This is a genomic window from Sphingobacterium bovisgrunnientis, from assembly GCF_009829085.1.
Taxonomy (GTDB): domain Bacteria; phylum Bacteroidota; class Bacteroidia; order Sphingobacteriales; family Sphingobacteriaceae; genus Sphingobacterium; species Sphingobacterium bovisgrunnientis.
Genome location: NZ_WUQY01000172.1, coordinates 1 through 395, shown reverse-complemented (window position 1 = coordinate 395; position 395 = coordinate 1). Strand labels below are relative to the sequence as shown.

Sequence of the window (395 nt, the reverse complement as noted above, 5' to 3'; positions counted from 1 at the left end):
AGTCCAACATAGCGACTAATTGCTGAACCTCTATTTCCTCCCAATTCAAGTCCCATTTTAAAAAGAAGATCATTTGAACGAATCATTCTTCTATAATATGGTCTGATTTCACAATCGAAGCGTTCAGTAAAAACCTTTCGATGACAGACTGAATTATCACAAAAATACTTCCTAGCCCTGAGCTTGACTTTTACTATATATCCGGAAACAGGAAGGTCTAAAAGAGTTCGGAAATATCTACTATGAACCCTATTACTCGTAATGCCACAAATAGGGCATGTTGAGTGTTTTTGATAAGCGTACGTACTAATATAAAGCTCTCCTAGAGAGGTGTACGTTGTTTCAGCTTTTAACTGTAAATTGGCAGGAAGTACAAATTCTGGAATCATAACTAA

1 protein-coding gene is annotated in these 395 nt (G+C 36.2%); it reads right to left on the bottom strand.

The genetic code is table 11. The annotated features are described in order from the left end of the window. A partial coding sequence (locus GOQ16_RS17370; RefSeq protein WP_192922547.1) for a transposase family protein occupies positions 1 to 389 on the bottom strand: 389 nt, incomplete at its 3' end. Positions 390 to 395: the final 6 nt, after the last annotated feature.